This is a genomic window from Sphingomonas sp. BAUL-RG-20F-R05-02 (assembly GCF_022662305.1).
Taxonomy (GTDB): domain Bacteria; phylum Pseudomonadota; class Alphaproteobacteria; order Sphingomonadales; family Sphingomonadaceae; genus Sphingomonas.
In genome coordinates this window covers 17,574-33,284 of record NZ_JAKNQH010000015.1, presented here as the reverse complement: position 1 = coordinate 33,284, position 15,711 = coordinate 17,574, and the positions used below count along the sequence as shown (strand labels likewise).

The following is a 15,711-nucleotide window of genomic DNA, read 5'->3' as shown; positions in this document are numbered from 1 at the left end:
TTCGCTCATCGACAAGCTCGAGCGATGCCGGATGGTCGAGTGCTTCGGCTCGACTTTCTATCTCGCGACACGCACCTGTGGCAGTCAGTGGACGACGTTGCTCCGAGATCCTGCGCTCATCGCCGCGTTCGAGAAACGGCCCTAGTGCGAACCGCTGGAACTAAAAGACGAGCGATCGCGCCCCTTTGCTCCATCCCGCGCGGTCGCAAGTTCACCGGCGATTTTGTCGTTCGGATCGCATCGTGACGGCAAACATGGTATGTCGTTGGTGCAAAGATCGGACGGCCATGCCTGATCGCTCACTGCCCCTAGCTAAGCTAAAACATCCGCTTCGACGTCCGAAAGGATCTCCTTTGAACAAGCTGATACCAGCCTGCACCGACCGTCCCGCTTTCGACGAATCCGAGCGGGTATGGCGTCAGACCGAGGTGGATTTTGCGCGCGGGTCGGTGCGGTACGAGGGCGGCATCCTGTCCAAAGAAATCGAGCGCCTCAATGCTCGCTACATTGCCGGCGAGATCGACAGTGACGAGCTGACGGCAGCCATTCTGGCCTCCGATACCGCCCGTCCATAGCATGGCACCCACTGCCATCATCGTGCCGTTCTGGCCGGCCTGAACCCGCACGCTGGACGACATGATCCGACGCGTGGCCCAGGCACGTTCGCGCTGCCGGCGATGCCACAGCTTGATGTGCATCGACCTGCTCGCGCTGCACCGAGAGCTGGGCGGCTCGGCCAGTCTCATCAACCGGACGACGGCTTGCGCGATCGCCGGCTGCGCGGGGACGGTCTACTATTTCGGTGCAGCGGCCACCGGTGCTGCGTATCATGTGCTGGTCGACGAGCCTGCTCTGCTCGACGGCGTCACCGATCCAACGGCCACACCGTTCCGATCGCGATGGCACGGTACGGTGGCGTTGGATCGGCCCTCTTGCCCGCACCAATGGCCGCTTTCGACCCGTACGCTGGATGACATGACGTGATGGTGGGCCGAGACATGTTCGCGCTGTCGGTGATGTCAGACTCTGAGGCGGTTTATCCACAGGCAGTGCCCTTAAATTATGTTAAAAGATTTACTGTTAAATATAGGTGTTAGAAAGTTAATTTGACTGGATTGATGTTTAACCCTCTCATACAAAAGACAATTTGTGTGCTTGGTTTTTGATAGTCCGAGATCTGGTTTTTGTTCGCCCGGACGACCGGTTTCCAATCGCCCGATGCGTCCAGTTCAATCGGAATTTGGGCTGATCGGGTAGATTGCCGCGGTTGATGTGTCGTATTGGCTGTATTTGCATAACGATGTGGGTTGCTGCAGCAACTGGCGCCTAATGCTAATTGCTCAAAGTTTGTAATAGCCCGACAAACGCAGGGCGTTGAGTTTCCGATCGCCCGATGGTCAAAACAAGCGCGGGATTGCTGACAGGCTTGTAAATGTCAGCGCCGATTGGCACGCGATTGTCAGCGCTAGCTGGCCATACGTTCGGTCCGAAAGCCCCATAGGCTTTTGGCGAGGTCAAGCTCGTCGCGCTTCGCCTTGCCGACTATGCCGGCGAAGTAAGCGCCCGCAGTTAAGCGTATCTCATCCCTGGTGTATCGCTCGGCGGTAATCATGACAGCTACCGCGGTGGCGTCGAGGCCGAGCTTCTCCAACGCATCGACGTAGGTGCCGATGCGAATACCGAGATCGTGGCGGAGGCGGCAAGCCGCAGCGTGGATCTCGCTCCAACGCGGATTCTCGGCGGCGACGTATGCTGCGGTGGTAGGAAACATTTCCATGAGCTCCGCCGGCTTAGCCTTGAAGGTGCTATTGGACGGTGAGGCCGGGAGATCGACTGAGGGTGGAATTTGACGGGTCGGGTCAAAACTACAGGTTCGATTGCTCTGTACATTTTTGATTATAGGGGGGTTGGTTTGTATATATATAGAGGGGCTATTTTTTGACCCCAACCCGTCATTTTCGCTAGAAAACATAAAGCGGTCGATCGTCTCGGCAACCAGTCGATCCACATCCGGAAGCCGATCAAGGGCCGCTTGATAAGCGGCGCTATCGCGCACAGCCTTCGCCGCAGCAGCCATGCCAGCCACCTGCTCAATCGCGTCCTGAAGCATGATCCAGTGTGCCCCGGTCAGACGCAGGTGGGCGGCCTGAGCGAGCGCCTGGCCGACAGTGCGGCGCACGCGCCCAATCTCCTGCTTTCCTTCCTTAAACAGGCGAGACTGCGCCGTATAGGCCTCAGCGCGCTCCCGGAGCTCCCGGAAGCGGACCCGGATCGGCGAGAGGTCGACGCCGAAAGCCGAGGTGATCGCACCGCGATCGTCACGCCGGCCGGTGCGGCGCCCATGGCCGCTATCTCGTGCGAGGATCAGAGCCATTTCGCGGAGCTGCCGCAGTCGGGCCTTGATCGCCCCCACCGTTTTCCCGGCTTCGTCGGCTAGCGTCTGATTGCTGGGCCAGACAACAGGGGTTCGCTCGTCCTTCCAATCCTCAAGGCGCGTGTAGCCGATTAGGTGTTTGAGCGTTTCCCGTGCGCCGGCGCCAAGGCCGAGCGAGATCGCTGCTTGGTCGACAACCCGATAAAGATCTTTCCATTCGCTGATCTCTACCGCGTCGCTGAAGCGCGCCTCGAGGTCGCGCGCGATCCTGCGTGTCATCTCGGTAATCGGGCGAGCGCCCGTTCGTCCGGTGAAAGCTGTTTGAGCGTAAGTCATTGATCGTCCTTTCGCCGAAGGGACCGTCAGCAGGCAAAACGAAGCGTGGCACGAGGCGCGCGTCCTTGAACCGAGGCTCGGAAACAACTAAATGAAGACCTGTGGAAACTGGCCGGCGTTTGGCGACGCAGTCACCTAGATGTTTCAGGATGCCCAGCCATCGTGCTGGGCATTCGTTTATGTGCTCACAGCCATTTCCCTTCCGCCCGTCGCGGATTGTGACGGGCCCTTGCGATATTTGTCGAAGGCGGAGCGAGGGCGGAAGCCTCGCGAACTCGTGCTATCGGGCGGGAAAGCCCCTTAATGTTCGTGCTATTGGGCGGAGAAGTCGCAGCGGATCATGGCGTACCGTCTCGGACAACGTGCGCGAGCTCGTGCTTTCGGGCGGAAAACCCTGTCCAAGAGGCCACGGTTAGCCTCAAGGCAACAGAATCGCGACGTCCGGCCGCTAAACGTGGCATCATGGATAAAGGCGGTGCCTGGTAAGGTTAGCTTCGCCTCGATCAAGCGCCCGTCGTGCTAACGAGCGGAAAAGCCCCCAGCGGAGTCGTGCTTTCGGGCGGAAAACTAGGAAGCGCCGATGCTCGCCAACTCAGGCGACGACGGTGGCCTACTTGGCCGAAGCGGCGGCCAAGCGAAGACTATCGAGCGGGGTGATCGTCACCAGAGTCGACAGCTTCGGACGTCCCCCGCCAGTTCGAGGTTCCTTCCGGTCGGCCAAGGCCAGGGAGTATTCCGGGAGAGATTGGTCCTTGGTGACCTCCCGCAGTGTTCGCTTGAAATTTTCAATCGAGCGAGGTTCGAGCGAGCAGCCGACTCGGCCGGCGAGATCAACGGCATCGGCCTCGAAGCGGGCGCCGTCGACACAGTTAAATTTGGCCAGCTCGTAGAGGCGGCGCTCGATTGGGCCGAGTTTGAAGAAGTCGTCATGATAGGCAGCGATTCGGCGATCCGTCAGGATGGCCCGGTGAAGCCAGTCGCAGAGCATGACTTCGACATGCTTCATCTGCCTTTCTCCATTGGGGAGTTTCGTATATTTGATGTCGGCCTTCAGGAGCCAGGAGAAGGCGCTGTCAGAGCCTTCGCCGCCTGTCTCGATGTTGGTGATAATCTGCGTACCCTGGAGGCGGGTAAGCGAGGCCTTCAGCGACGTGTAGGAGCGCGCGGAGGGATTAGTCCCGGTCATCCGGAAAAGGTCATTCGCGGTGAAGGTTAGCGTCCGATCGATCGTTTCGCCATTCTCAAGTCGGCTCACCATAAGACTGGCGATATAGAGCAGGATCTCTTTGTCGTAGATCGTCGCGACGCCCGTCTTGCTCGGATTGATCTCGATGCGAGCAGTGTCGTTCGCGAAAGCTATGGGCTCCATCTGAGCGCGTTTCGTCAGCGCGAAAAACGGGAACTCCGCGACGGTCCTCTCACCTTGGATGTCACCGTAAAGCGGACTATCCAGGCGGAAGAGGTCGCCTTGAGACGGGATGATCTTGGTCATGGCCTCCTCATTGTTGCCATTACTGTGCGTGCCGTCATCAAGCCTAGTTAGCATGCGGAACCGATCAACTAATCGGCAACCTGCATCGAGCCGCGCTAGACTTCGCGAGTGTAGCGGCTTTGGCGAGCCGGCGCAGCCCGAACGGTTCGTGCTATCGGGCGGAAAACTCTCATTTCTTCCGCGAGTGCCTTCGCCTCAGCCGCGCCGCGCCGTCTGAACCGCACGGCCGGACTCCTGTCAGTCGTTTCCCTCATCATCCTTCAACTCGCGTGTCATGCGCGGGCTGCCATAGGTGCCGTTCGAGAGGGCGAACGCAGAACGGACATGCACCAGCATCACCATGTCGTCGCGCTGGCGCCGGCATGCTGGGCGGTCCTTCCAGGCAAAACAGCCGCCCTGGCTGACGCCGAGCACCCGGCAAAGGCGGTGTACGGGGAAATCCTTCTTCGCCTGATCGACGAGCGCGAACCTCATCGACTTCCCTCTCGGGCGAAAAAAGCGGTCGCCCGCTTCAGTATGTCGCGCTCCTGCCGAAGGATCTCATTTTCCCGGCGGAGCCGCTTCAACTCGGCAGCCAGATCTGCCTGCGGCGCTTCGCCCGGCATCTCCGTCACCCGATCACGACGACGGCCGATCCAGCGCACCAGCGTCGACAGGCCAACGCCCAGATCCTCCGCTACCTCGCGCTGCGTGCGACCGCTGGTCGCCACCAGCCGAACCGCCTCGTCCTCGAATTCCTTTGTAAACCGTCGTTGCTTCGTCATCGAGTTCGCCTTTCACCGCAGGAAACTCTCCACTTTTCTGAAGCAAGTCCAAAGGATCTCGCCCTTGAACGACATCGATGCACCCTCGCCTACCCCGCCTGCGGTCAGCGAAGACGAAAGCGTTCGTCGACAGTGTGAGGCGGATTTCGCGCGAGGATCTGTCCGCTACGAAGGGGGCATTCTGTCGTGTGAGATCGAGCGCCTGAACGCCAGCTATGTCGCCGGTGAAATCGGTAGCGACGAACTAACAGCAGCGATCCTGGCATCCAAGACCGTGCGTCTAGCTGCGCTCTGACCGTCACAGCTTGGGTCGTATCGTCTGCGTGATCTCGGCAGCATCGGCAGCAAGTGACGTGATGCAGTGGTATCGACACCTACGAAGACTCGGTTTGCGATCCGGTTAGAAGGCGCGGTGACTCTTTACGTCCTGAGCTATTCTTCGGCATGGTGAACTCACCAAGTACGAGCCAGACACCATCGAAAAAGGACTGGACATGAGAGGCTATACATACGTCTGGCCCGCACTTTATCAAACTGTGCGGCAGTTGGTAGCAGTTACGGCTCTAGGCATAGCGATGCTTGCAGCGCCGGCGAATGCCATGCTGGCTGCGCCACACAATACGACGGACGCTGCCTGCCGCGCCCTAGACCAGATGAACGGCGGAGATCGCGACGCCTCCCCGGCGCTCGCCGCCTGCATCGCCTCGCAACCGTCGGGTGGCGTGATAGCCCTTGTACCGGGCCAATACCTGATCACTGCCCCGGTGCTTATCTCCAGGCCGGTGTCGATCCTGACGCGTGGCATGGCGCGTTCCGCGCCGCCCTGCCGAGTGCATGATCCGCGCTGCGCCACACTGCTTCTCCAGCTTCGGCCCGATGCGATAAAACCCCGAGCAATGCCGGTAACGATCCGCGCCTCGAGCGTCAGCTTTGACCACATCATTTTCGCCGGGGGAGCCAATGCCTCGCTTTGCCTCAATCCGGCAACGCGTCCTGCAGGGGGGGGATTGAGTGTTGCCGGCAATGATTTTTCGCTGACGAGCTCCATTCTTAAATCCTTCGCGTGCTATACTGCCCTAGAATATGAGAGTGGCGAAAATGGCCATATCTTCGGCAACACAATCGCAGGGAACGGCACGCACACCGTTCATCTAATGTGGTCCGACGGTTTGACCGTTCATGATGCGCAGCACCTTGCTGTCGTCCATAATCATTTTATCGATAATACCGACGTCCAATTAATTTTCGGCGGCTGCACGCATTGCATCGTTGCAAATAACATCTTTCGGCACGGTGGGGTCTCTGCCGGAGGATCTTACGCGGAACTGATGGTCCAGGCTTGGCCAAAATCAACCTCCGGCCGCTATGACGGCACGAAAGTGGTCAACAATGACATCAACTGCGGCCCGCAGCGTGACTGTGGCTTTGGTTTGATGCTGGGTTCCACGCCTTGGTATGATGCCCCGACGAGCGGCGGCGTCGTTTCCGGCAACAGGATCGTCAATGCGGTCCTGCCGATCGACATCGAGGGGCTAACTGGTGAAATGACCGTTACGAACAACAGCATTTCCGGCGCGCCAGCTGGTCGGGTCAGGTCGACCTGTGGCCTGTTGAACGTCAGCAGCCAGGTGAATGTTGCGGCAGCATCGCGGGGATTTCTGCGGGGCAACACAGCGGAGGCGACGGGCAGCACTAGCCGTTCGTTCAAAGGTTGCCTGCTCAACCCACCTTGACGGGGCACAAGCGAGTACAGGGGGCCGCGACGCTGTCCCCTGTACTCGCTTGCGACGTCACGTTATGACGCCATGACCGTCTGGCCGTCCAGCGCTGATAGCTCGATTAATCGCAGCGACAGATCGCGTTGATCCAGGTTCATGCCAAGATCGACAGGCCGTACAACTAGCAGGCCAGATAGAGAGATCAGACACACTGGGTCGTCACTCTGCGGGAGAGGAATGCGGATGGTGAACTGACCCACTTCTTCGGACGGGGCGATCTCGACCTTTACGGCCTCGCCGGCGACCGTGATTGAGATTGAGTTCATCGCGCGATGTCCAAGGAGATGTTCTGCTAGGACCAGCATGCCGCTGGCCCGGCCCGGCTTCACCCAGAAAGACAGGGTTTCGCAGCAGCCCCAATGCCTGCCATCCTCCTCGACCTCATTCCACATGCCTGAAGGAATATATCGCGGTGCCATGGCAACGGGCGGTGCATCAAGGGCCGCCAGTTGCTGAACGGTGATCAGGCCCTCGTCGGTGCCAACCATTTTGGAGGACCATACTAGTATGCCCTGGCTTAATGCCCGCAACCCATTGTTGAGCATCACTAGTGCTTCCCCCGTATCATCAAGGACAAAGGAGACAGCTACCCCGTCGAACTCGGCGGCGGCCAGTTGGCGCGCGCCCCCTCTGATGATCAGCACGCTATCAGTATTAACCCCGGATACAGTCAGCCGAGCAGATACTTCCCCGCCCGATTGGTAAGCGATCTCTGGCAGCCACTCGGAGATGACCACACTCTCCCCATGCGACAAATTTAAAGGCGGAGCCTTGTGATCCTGCCTTATACGCAGCTTCTTGATGGCAAATTCCTGCCAACTGGCCTTGTGACGGACAGCAAGCACCAAGTTCAACGGATCTGATGCGCCAAGCGTATCGTGAGGCAAATTCAGCCGGACAAGTGTTTCGCCAGCTTCGATGACGCAGGAGTAAATTGGCTCTCCATTGGCGAAGAGATCAATATCTGTTTTTCCATTGGAGAATTCATCGATGGCAATAACCAAATCGATAGTCGCATCCTCGGCCAGACGCAGCCGCGCTGTCCCCATAGCCAAACTCAAGATCCCCTCGGCCGAAACGGCACCGTGGGCCTGACTGTTGCCCGCGCATAGATAATCACCGACCGAGGATGTCCACTGATTAGGCAAGATAGCCGTTCGCCCGGCATGACACGACAACATGCGTGTCAGATCCTGCGTCACCGGAACCTTGAGCATAGTGCGGATCTCGGGGCGGGTGCTGAGAAAGCGCGGCATGTCACCCGCAGTTTCCTCGGCCTCGAGCATGAAGGCGCTTAACCCAAGACCAAGACGGCGGCTATCCTGGGAATTAGAATCGACATCTTGAACCCGGAGCAGAAAGTCCGTTTCCAAGACGATGCGGACATACCCATCTTCGCGGTTCAGCGCCTTGGCCGGAACGCGAATACGGGCGACCGATTGAAAGATCGGACTTGGTTTGGCTTCCGCGCCAAAAACGATCACGCCGCAGTTCACATCATTCACGATCACGCGGTAGGTGCATTGGTCGGCAGCACGTTTTAGAACACGGGCCAGAATCGAAAAAACCATATCGCCGGCCGGCTGGCCGGCGAGCTGGAAAGCGAGCACAGCCCTGGTGTCTCCCGACCAGACGCCCCAGGATTCGACGCCGTACCAGCCTTCCTTAAGATAGCGCGAAGCCCCGTCCATGGCCATCGCGACCAGCGCCCCAGCTAGGTATTTGTCCGGCACTGGTTGGCGGGTGGGCGAGCGTAGCGCGCGGATGATGTCATCGGTGGTCTGCGCCCAACTCGTTACGACGAAGCGCTCGCGGATCTCGGCCTCGCGCGCCTCGCGAGAGGCCGCCGAGCGGGTATAGTGCTCGATCCGCGCGCGCCAAGCGAAGCGGTCCATCGGCGGCAGCAGGTCTGTTGCTTCCGGCGAGATCTCCGGCATAGAGGAAATCGCCGAGGATAAGCAGATCTTGCCCCGCGACAGGCTTTCGCCGACAGGCAGGCCCCAGCCTTCGTAGAGCGAGGGATAAGCCGTCATCAGACAGTGCTCGTAAAACCAAGCGAGCAGTTGATCGTCGACGTTCTCAAGAATTCGGATATGGCTGTTGACCCTGCTGTCTTCACGAATGGCCCTGGCGAGTTCTTGGCCATTCCATGCCACTCCGCCGACGATGACGAGATAAGGTGCCGCGTCCCCCATGCTTTCGGTCAGCATGGTCCAGACGTCATAGAGCAGGCCGTAATTCTTTCGAGCATGGATAGCCCCGACCGCGAGAACGAAGGGGCGGCGCGAGAACCAGTCGCGCAATGCCTGACTGGCGGCAGTGATCTCGCCGATGGCGAAATCACCGATTTCGTCGGCTAGGCGAATTTTGGCAAGCGCGGGTGCCTGTGTTTCCTGCGATCGGCAAAATTGGTCTACATCACGTGCAGTACTGTTTGAATATACTAGTATCCGATCAGCTTGCGATACTATCTTGCGACAATTCTTATCCCATATTGCTGTATAACCCGGATTGTACCAGTGCGGGAACAGATGTGGCGTCAGATCGTGCATAAGAACATTGAGGCGGAGGCCGTTCTGCTGCGCGAAGCCCGCGATCGACGCAGCATAGGTGGTGCTCTGCATCCAACTGCTGCCGACCGTGATGAGATCGGAGAAATCCCGCATATCGAAGCCGATCGATGGCAGCTCGCCAAAATTGCGCATTACCTTGACGAAGCTACCGATGGAAACCTGTTCAACAACCACTCGTGGAACTTCCACAAATCGCGCAAAATCGAGATATAAAATGAAGCGCACAGACTGATCGTCATGCTTGAGCAGAGATTGCGCAATCGCGCATTCCACGCGAACAATGCCCGAAAGCGTATCAGGGTTGTTTGCCCAAGTGGTAATATCGAAAATGATACCGCGCGGCGAAGGAAGTGCCGGACTGGGAGTTGTCGGTGCGGCGGCAATGATCTGTCGGCTCGCCACCGCTTCATAGACCGCGCGGGTGGTCTCGGCGTGCTTGGACCAATCATACTGCTCGCGGATCAGGCGCTGCAGTGCTTCCTTGGCAGCCTCGTCCCGCGGTTTTTCCCAGGCCGCAACGATTTTGCCACGGATTGAGGCCATGCTTCCCGGATCGCAATAATCAGCGTGATCACCAAAATATTCGTGTTCGCCGGACCGGTCGGACAGCACCATGCGTACGCCCGCGGCGCCAGCCTCCAGCGCGGCCAGCGGGGCGCCCTCGGCCCAGCTCGGCAGAGCGAATACCCGCGCACCCGCGAGGGCCGAGGCCAGCAGGGGCGAATTGGGATCGATGCGCCCGATGACATGCAAGTTAGAGCCGCCGAAACGTCGGATCAGTTGGCCGTATTCCTCATCGGCCTCGTGGCCGATGAGGACGAGGGGCAAGCCGCTGGATGCCAGCGCGGCAGCGAGCATTAACTGGTTCTTGCGATGCTCCAGACGGCCGACGCACAGCACATAATCGCCCAGCCCATATGTCGCGCGGAACAGGTCCGGATCTGCATCCTCGAAGCGGGATGCGTCCACAGGATTGCGTACAAGGAAAGGATTGGTTGGCGGCGCCCCCACGAGGCGCTCGTATAATTTGCGTTCCTTGTCACTGAGGAACACTGTGGCAGCGGCCATCTCGTTGATCGCTCTTAGGGCGGCCGTATAACCGGGCTCAAAATCGATCGGCGGCTTCGTTTGCTTCACATAGCCGGCGAAAGCATCGTCAATCCGCGCCTCGGCATTTTGCGCATCACTCGCGGCACGGAAAGCGCGCAACAGATCCACCTGCCAGAATGGCGCCTCGCTGAGATCAAGCAGGATCGGTGAAAATACAAGCGGCGTGCTCAGCCGCTTGGCTTGGCAAGCCATCCGATAGGCGTCCGTCGGCGTCCATATGTTGAAACCATGCGCAACATCTGCTGATGCGACAGCCGTATCCAAATGTTTGCCAGCCGTTACACGCAAGCCCAAGCGCGTTAATTCTTCTTGCGTCCGCGGCACGCGCACGCTCGGGCCCCCCAGCGTATAATCCTCAGCGCCATGAGTCAGGAGTGCTACCGAACGTACCCGGTGACGCGACGCGGCTGCAGGCGGTGCCGCAGCGAGAACCGGCTCGTGACGGGAAATCAGATCCGCAAACAGCCGGTCATGTTCCCCCACCCAGCGGGACCAAGTCATTCCAGCCACATTTTCGCGCAAGGCAAACCGTTCGGCCCGCAATTGCTCCAGCACGGCGCGCAGCGACGCGGCATCGCCACGCTCGAAGGCAATATGTGGGTATTCAGCAGCCCAGCCGACATCCGACGCGATAACCGGCACGCCGCTGGCCAAGGCTTCCAGAACGCTCATCGGACCGCCCTCATTCGTGGCGGGTACTAGGATGTAATCCATCGACCTATAAAAAGTGGGAAGCTCGTTCTCTGCGAGATGCAAAGCTGGTCCCGGCCAGCCGCTGCCTGTGAAATGCCACTCGATGTCGGGGATGTCCATCACGGCGCGGACTAGGGCTTCTCCCTTGCGGCCGGTATGATAGGTCCGCCCCACTACGGCTATCTTGAGCTGCGGCCTGAATCGTTCAAGATCCACGCCCGGCGAGATGCAGCTGCGCGCCTCCACACCCAGCGCTGCCACCAGCCGGTCAGTGGCCTGTGACATGGATACGGCATGATCGACAGCTTTGGCCGCATCATTGAAGCGGCGCGCGGCATTGGCCTCATCCTCGCGATGCGTAAAAAGTGCAATTTCAACCGGGGAGACACGTTCCGTTCTGGCGCTGTAAGTCATGTAATACTGAATTTCGGCGCTAGCATTCGATTTAATGTCCGCACTTACATAGGGAAGTGCATGAACAAGATGCTTGGCAAGTTCTTCGATAATCCAGTTTTGGTCACTTAAAACGATATGTACATTTGCCATATTAATAATCGACCTTCAAAGATCTTAAATAGAAATGTAAGGGTATTATGTATATTTTAGTAGAAATAATCATAATACATTAGGTTTTCCAATAGAAAACGTTACTGATTTGAGAGCAAATCCAAGTGAACGTCGGTCCGTGCTGGATATACTTGATGCGGCGGGCTGATGCGCTTCCGGATGTATAAAATCAAGAATGAAACTATTGCCAATATTTTTGGGAATAGGCACAGACAATAATGTGTCAGCATTAAAAGTGCCTGCAATCACGGGGCTGCCGTTAATTAGAAGCATGAGTCTCTGACGTCGGATCGAGGCCGTGACAAAGGGATGCAGTGCCAAATTCAGGAAGAGTGGCTCGTCGTCAGCAGCGGGCACGGCATCGAGCACAAGCCGTGAGCGAAAACCCACAGACCAACGGAAATCTGCCTCTGGATCGGACCAGCCTGTATCGAACCGGAGCTTTGCTATCGTTAGTTCTGCCGGAGGGATGAAATGCTCGCCGGCGTCCGTGACGGCCAGCCTGTGACTGAAAGGGGTCGCACGGCTGTCTTCGTCATGGCCGGCAATATGGCATTCGACTTCGATGACCGCTGCATCTAGTCTGCTTCCGGACAGGGGAATGTCAAAGAGTATGGCTTGGTCCCACGACAATTCGTTGCATCCGAGGGGAATGTCCATGACATGCACGCGCCCGTCTGCCGATCCTGTCTGCTTGACGCGGACTGTGAGCGGCTGCTCCGGTTTCTCCGGCCAGTCCTGCATGCCATCGTTGGTTACGCGCATCTTTAGGACGTGATTCTGTCCCGCTGGGACCTTGCGCGCAGGCGGCACGAGCGGGCTGATGTGGATTGCGGCCGGCAGGCGGCTGTTGGCTTCGACCGTTTCAGCCGCGATAGCACGAAGCTTTTCCGCCACTTCCTTTACACCCGGCACATCGGCTGGATCGGGGAGTACGCACCAGAAAAAGTCCACCAAGAACAATCGCCGGTTTAATTTTTTCGCAATCTTCTCGGCTGCTTGGCGGACATCTGGGAACCGTGGCCGGTAATCATCACCGCAAATAATGCCAGTAGGTCGAAGGAAGGATGTCCAAAAATCAATGTTCCTAGAAAGAATTGGTTCAATGTGAACTGCATCTTCATAATAACAATCAATGGGCCTTGACCAACATACACCGTCAGGACTGTAAGCTCTTATTGGGATTATGTTGGTACATTCTTTAGTATATCTTGAAAAACTGTCGTACCCGTATCCATATCCTGTCCGTCCGCCGATTTCATGAGCCCCTTCATTGCCCTCCCAAGGATCAACGCATACAACCGTCGCTGTTTCCGGGACACTGCGGGCCCAAGCCCAGCTTGATCTGCCGAACAATGACCCGACCTCAACCACGCAACCACCGGCGGGAACTAGTGTCGCAACCACTTCGATGGCCTGAAGCTGCGCTTCGGAAACTTGTCCGGGAATATCTATTCTGTAAGGCAAGCAGTTTCTCCCAATACTGTGCTGCATCTCGCGATCATATTAAAAATAATGAAGGGCTTATTCAGCATCCAGCACTACATTCACTTTGGCGAGCACAAACGTTTTTTGCCCCCGCTCTCGACGCCACCGTCCGCTTCTGGGGCTGATCAACGAGTTCTCAGCCTAACGATTAGCTTTAGCCATCGTCGGGTCAAGTGATGTCGTATCGTGTGTCGCTTGTCGCCCGCCAACACGGCATCAGCGGCAGTCAGGTTTTTACCTGGCGCAGGCTGATAATTTAGTGCGTGTTGACGGCCGCAGCCGCTGGCAAAGAAGTGGTGCCGGCATCCGAGTATCGTGCGCTCGAGGCACAGGTCCGCGAGTTGCATCGGCTGCTCGGCAAGAAGGACATGGAGAACGAGCTGTTCCGTGAGGCGGTCTCCCGGGCCGTGGGCCCAAAAAAACTGCGGTTGCGCTCGACCTCGTTGCCAGGGGGATGGCCTATGAGCGTGGTTGCAGCGGCGCTCGACGTTGCTCGCCCGCATCTTTCCGCAATACGCAACAGGTCACCGCCAAGATCACGAGGGCGGCCGCGTTGCTAGACGCCGAGCTGGTTGCCGGCCTGCCAACCTGCGGCTACCGCCGCCATCGATTGTTCTCCTCGCGATCTTCAGCTTCTCAGCAGCGCTCCATCGACGGCGCCGGCCGCCATCAGTGATGATCTTAGACAAGGACATAAGCCTATGCTCGGGGGCCATCCCTAAGCCTTCGTATTAGGCTCAAATCTGCCCGGGCGAAACGGGGGCTAGTTCACTGGATCAGGTGAACTTCGTTTAGCATGTTAGACGATAGTTGGTCGTTGTACGCTGTTCATCTCCACTGTCGTCTCGATTCCGCGCATCGCATCAAGAAGCTTGATAGGCTAGCGAGGCTTTGTATAGGTTTCGACCGGCGTAGCGAGTACGTCGAGCCGATCGTCGGCATCGGTACTTTTTTTCCCCACAGCACCTTGATCTCCTGCGGCCCCGTTTCAAGGTCTTTGTCAGTTCGGGTATGACCTTGGTGACCGCGTCTAATACCCACCGACGCTTGCCACTGACCTAAGACGGTTAGGCTTAAAAAGCGAGGCGACGTGTCGATTAGAGTCTTGATCACGTTCGCGTGGCCCCCGAGCGCCCGCTTTCATCCCGCGAATGACCACGTTGTCATGGGCCAAGTCGGGAGCCTTGCATAATTCCTGAGGCGTGTTGTCCACAGGGCAGCGCCTCAAACGGCGTTAGGAAATTGCTGTTAAATTATAGGTGTTAGAAAGTTAAGCTTGCCGGATTTGCGCTTAACCCGATGACAAAGCGCAATAATTTTGTGTGTTCGGTTTTTGATAGCCCGAGAAATGGTTTCCGTTCGCCCGAACGGCTGGTTTCCGTTCGCCCGATGCGTTGGGTTTACGAAAGACCGATATGGCTACCAACCGGTTTCCAATCGCCCGATGCGTTCAATTTAATCGGAATCGGGACTAATCGGGTAGATTGACGTGGTCGATGTGCCGTATTGGCTTAATTTGTGTAACAATGTGGGTTGCTGCAGAAGCTGGCGCCTAATGCAAACTGCTCAGAGTTTGCGATAGCCCGATAGAACAGGACATTGGGTTTCCGATCGCCTGATAATCAGAACAAGCGTGGAATTGCTGACAGGTTTGGCACGAAGTCGGCTGGATGATTGAGCTCACACCAGTCCGTATAGGCCGCGTCGAACTGCCGCGGATTATGCCCGCCATCGATCCACGCCATGCGCGCGCGGTCACGGCCGGCGCGAATCGCAGTCGTGCGCCGTTCCTTCACCTCTGCCGCAGCGATGAAGGTGCGATCGATGAAGTGCACCGCCGCTTCGCCGCTTTCCGTCTTGGTGTCCGTCATCGCGTAGCGGGGCAGCTCGTCGCGCTGACACAACTCGCGCACCTTGAATGCGAACATCTTCAGCGCCGCCTCACTGCCTGTCTTCTCGTGCAGGCTGGACATGCGGCATGTCCAGCCCTGCGACTGCGACCCGGCGTGCTTGCGCGCGGCGCGATAGATCGCACGCTCGATGCCGCCCTTGAGCAGGAAGTATTCGCGGTCGAGGGTCAGCACCGCACCGCTCCGGACGCCGTGCAGCAGCCAATCCGGTACGCGGATTGATATTGATTTCAGGTCTTCCCCTTTGGGATCGTCGCTCGCTCCCTCTACGCTCTCGATATAGTGGAACGACGCGAACTGGCGCCGACCCTTGCGAATGTTCGTCTCGACCCGCGTCGTCTGCAGACGGGTGAGCGCGGCCATGAGACGCTTGTAATCCTCGCCGCCGACGTCGCGCGCGATCCCTCTTAGCAGTTCGTAGGGCGTGGTGTGGATTAGGCCATTGACGTCGTTATCGCCTGCCTGGTGGCGCGCCATAAGCCGCGACAGACACCAGATGAGGATATCTGCATCCCAGATCGTCGCCATCCCGTGCAATGGGTTGGCCTCGACGCGGACCCAGACCGTGCCGTCCGGCGACGTAATTCGATCGCCTTGTTGCGCTTCCGCTTCGACAGCGAGAAGAA

9 protein-coding genes and 1 pseudogene are annotated in these 15,711 nt (G+C 58.0%); 4 read left to right on the top strand and 6 right to left on the bottom strand.

Going from position 1 to position 15,711, the window contains the following annotated elements:
* The first annotated feature begins 353 nt into the window (after positions 1-353).
* Entirely contained in the window at positions 354-575 is a 222-nt protein-coding gene (locus L8F97_RS19085; protein WP_242153852.1) for an antitoxin VbhA family protein, read from the top strand.
* A gap of 115 nt (positions 576-690) precedes the next feature.
* Complete coding sequence (locus L8F97_RS19080; RefSeq protein ID WP_242153850.1) at positions 691-984, top strand: hypothetical protein; 294 nt, start codon at positions 691-693, stop codon at positions 982-984.
* Between the two features lie 481 nt (positions 985-1,465).
* Here L8F97_RS19080 and repC read toward each other — a convergent pair whose 3' ends face one another.
* The 3 genes and pseudogenes from repC to L8F97_RS19065 all read right to left on the bottom strand — a co-directional run.
* The gene (repC, locus tag L8F97_RS19075) at positions 1,466-2,710 is read right to left on the bottom strand and encodes a plasmid replication protein RepC (protein WP_242153848.1); all 1,245 of its coding nucleotides are present in this window, start codon (positions 2,708-2,710) and stop codon (positions 1,466-1,468) included.
* Between the two features lie 610 nt (positions 2,711-3,320).
* Positions 3,321-4,202: a replication initiator protein A gene (locus L8F97_RS19070; RefSeq protein ID WP_242153846.1), complete on the bottom strand. Its 882-nt coding sequence runs from the start codon at positions 4,200-4,202 to the stop codon at positions 3,321-3,323.
* Between the two features lie 255 nt (positions 4,203-4,457).
* Positions 4,458-4,966 (bottom strand): annotated as a pseudogene (locus L8F97_RS19065) (transposase); the annotation flags it as partial.
* 64 nt (positions 4,967-5,030) lie between these two features.
* On the opposite strand from L8F97_RS19065, the gene L8F97_RS19060 reads away from it, so the two are divergent.
* Together L8F97_RS19060 and L8F97_RS19055 are read left to right on the top strand one after the other, a co-directional pair.
* Positions 5,031-5,261 carry an antitoxin VbhA family protein gene (locus L8F97_RS19060; RefSeq protein ID WP_242153844.1) on the top strand — a complete coding sequence of 77 codons (231 nt, stop codon included), beginning with the start codon at positions 5,031-5,033 and terminating at the stop codon, positions 5,259-5,261.
* Between the two features lie 280 nt (positions 5,262-5,541).
* Entirely contained in the window at positions 5,542-6,699 is a 1,158-nt protein-coding gene (locus tag L8F97_RS19055; protein ID WP_242153842.1) for a hypothetical protein, read from the top strand.
* Between the two features lie 62 nt (positions 6,700-6,761).
* Here L8F97_RS19055 and L8F97_RS19050 read toward each other — a convergent pair whose 3' ends face one another.
* The 3 genes from L8F97_RS19050 to L8F97_RS19040 all read right to left on the bottom strand — a co-directional run bounded on the left by L8F97_RS19050 (position 6,762) and on the right by L8F97_RS19040 (position 15,670).
* A complete protein-coding gene (locus L8F97_RS19050) occupies positions 6,762-11,666 on the bottom strand; it encodes a glycosyltransferase (RefSeq protein ID WP_242153839.1) in 4,905 nt (1,634 codons plus the stop codon).
* Positions 11,667-11,735: 69 nt separating this feature from the next.
* A complete protein-coding gene (locus L8F97_RS19045; protein ID WP_242153837.1) occupies positions 11,736-13,181 on the bottom strand; it encodes a class I SAM-dependent methyltransferase in 1,446 nt (481 codons plus the stop codon).
* Between the two features lie 1,616 nt (positions 13,182-14,797).
* The gene (locus tag L8F97_RS19040; RefSeq protein ID WP_313932060.1) at positions 14,798-15,670 is read right to left on the bottom strand and encodes a replication initiator protein A; all 873 of its coding nucleotides are present in this window, start codon (positions 15,668-15,670) and stop codon (positions 14,798-14,800) included.
* Positions 15,671-15,711: the final 41 nt, after the last annotated feature.

Coding starts and splice junctions, on each gene's coding strand:
- L8F97_RS19080 (WP_242153850.1), top strand. CDS start 691: ATGTGCATCGACCTGCTCGCGCTGCACCGAGAGCTGGGCGGCTCGGCC.
- L8F97_RS19055 (WP_242153842.1), top strand. CDS start 5,542: ATGCTTGCAGCGCCGGCGAATGCCATGCTGGCTGCGCCACACAATACG.
- L8F97_RS19050 (WP_242153839.1), bottom strand. CDS start 11,666: ATGGCAAATGTACATATCGTTTTAAGTGACCAAAACTGGATTATCGAA.
- L8F97_RS19045 (WP_242153837.1), bottom strand. CDS start 13,181: ATGCAGCACAGTATTGGGAGAAACTGCTTGCCTTACAGAATAGATATT.
- repC (WP_242153848.1), bottom strand. CDS start 2,710: ATGACTTACGCTCAAACAGCTTTCACCGGACGAACGGGCGCTCGCCCG.
- L8F97_RS19070 (WP_242153846.1), bottom strand. CDS start 4,202: ATGACCAAGATCATCCCGTCTCAAGGCGACCTCTTCCGCCTGGATAGT.